The 1,929-nt window shown below is 71.4% G+C and carries 1 protein-coding gene and 1 pseudogene; one reads left to right on the top strand and one right to left on the bottom strand.

Annotated features, from left to right (window positions below; translation table 11 throughout):
- Positions 1 to 22 precede the first annotated feature (22 nt).
- Positions 23 to 1,156, top strand: coding sequence for an FAD-dependent monooxygenase (locus K0M70_RS05520; RefSeq protein ID WP_290780371.1), 1,134 nt, complete (start codon positions 23 to 25; stop codon positions 1,154 to 1,156).
- A 57-nt stretch (positions 1,157 to 1,213) separates the two neighbouring features.
- On the opposite strand, the pseudogene K0M70_RS05515 reads toward K0M70_RS05520, so the two are convergent.
- A pseudogene (locus tag K0M70_RS05515) lies at positions 1,214 to 1,929 on the bottom strand (aminotransferase class III-fold pyridoxal phosphate-dependent enzyme); the annotation flags it as partial.

Here is a 1,929-nt window from a genome sequence, read left to right as displayed (position 1 = left end):
CGGGGGGGGGGGGGGGGCCGGGGTGGGCGGCCCGGCCGCCGCGGTGGCGGCGGGGCGCGACGGCCTGCGCGTGGCGCTGGTGGAAGCGCACGCACCGCCGCCGTGGGGCGCCGCGCAACCCGACCTGCGCGTGTACGCCTTCGCGCCCGACAACCAGGCGCTGCTGGATGACCTGGGAGCCTGGGCGCCGATCCGTTCTGCGCGCGCCCATCCTTACCGGCGCATGCGCGTGTGGGACGCGGCCGGCGGCGGCGAACTCGATTTCAACGCCGACGACCTGGGCCGCGAGCAGCTGGGCCACATCGTCGAGCATGCGCTGCTGGTTGACCGCCTGTGGGCGGCCTGCGAACGGCAGCCGAACCTGCAGCGTCTGTGCCCCGACCAGCTCCAGGCGATCGAGCAGGACGCCGACAGCGTCACGGCGGTTCTGGCCAGCGGCCATCGCCTGCGCGCGAAGCTGCTGCTGGGCGCCGACGGCGCCGCGTCGGCGGTGCGGGGCCTGGTCGGCCTGCCGGTGGACCGGCACGACTATGGCCAGCGCGGCCTGGTGGCCTATGTCGGCACCGAACAGCCGCATGAAGACACTGCGTGGCAGCGCTTCCTGCCCACCGGGCCGCTGGCCTTCCTGCCCTGCGCTGACGGCCGCAGCTCAATTGTCTGGACGCTTCCCGATGCCGAGGCCGAGCGGCTGCTGGCCGCGGACGAGGCCGGGTTCCGCCGCGAACTCACGCGGGCCTTCGATGCCCGCCTGGGCGAGGTGGTGTCGGTGTCGGCGCGCGCCGCTTTCCCGCTGCGGCGCCAGCTGGCGAAAGGCTATGTGTCGGGCCGCGTGGCGCTGGTGGGCGACGCCGCCCACGCCGTGCATCCGCTGGCGGGGCAGGGCGTGAACCTGGGGCTGCGCGACGTGGCGGCGCTGCGTGCGCTGTGGCGGCGCGTGGGCGCTTCGGGCGATGTGGCCGCGCCGCACCGCCTGGCGCGCTGGGAACGTGAACGGCGCAGCGAGAACACGCTGGCGGCGTATTCGTTCGACGCCATCAATCGCTTTTTCAGCAACGACGCGCTGCTGCCCACGCTGGTGCGCGGGCCGCTGCTGGGGCTGGTGGGCCGGGCCGGGCCACTGGGGCGGTTCTTCGCCCGCCGCGCTGGCGGGATCTGAGTCAGAGATAACGTACCAGGCGGAGACAACGCACCTGGTACGGGGGTTTTCGCGTGCTCAGGCCGCCTCGGCCTGCGACTTGCGCGGCCCGTGCAGCAGCGCATGGCGGATGTGCGCCACCACCAGGTCCACTTCAGCGCTGGTAACGGCGAAGTGCGGGGTGAAACGCAGCGAGTTCACGCCGCCGTGGATCACGCCGATGCCGCGTTCGCGCATGTACTCTTCGGTCGAACCGGTGCCGAAGCACTTGTACGACGGGTCGAGCTCGCACGAAAACAGCAGGCCCGTTCCCTGCACCCCGGTAATCAGGCCACCGCCGAGTTCATCCTTGAGCGCGTTGATCTTGTCCAGGAACTCCTGGCCGCGGTCGCGGATGTTGGCGCGCAGCGCCGGCGTAAGCAGGCCCAGCACCGTGGACGCGATGTCGAGCGCGCGCGGGTTGGCGGTCATGGTGTTGCCGTACGTTCCCTTGCGGTACAGGCCCGCGGCGCGTTCGTTCACGGCGAGCACCGACATCGGGTACTGGCCGCCGTTGAGCGCCTTGGAATAAGTTTCCATGTCAGGCGCTTCCAGCCCCTCGAAGCCGGGGTAGTCGACGACCGACAGCACGCCGTGGGCGCGGATGCCGGCCTGGATCGAGTCCACCAGAAGCAGGGTGCCGTGCGCCTTGGTGAGCTCGCGCGCAACGGCGTACAACTCGGCCGGCAGCGCGCGGCCCGGGTCGCGTTAGCCCAACACCCGCACGAAGAAAAAGGATTCGAAATACCATACGT

The sequence above is a fragment of the Arenimonas sp. genome, from assembly GCF_019459675.1.
Classification (GTDB): Bacteria; Pseudomonadota; Gammaproteobacteria; order Xanthomonadales; family Xanthomonadaceae; genus Arenimonas.
Note: the sequence above shows the minus strand (reverse complement) of the source record. Positions and strands in the feature narration are given on the sequence as shown.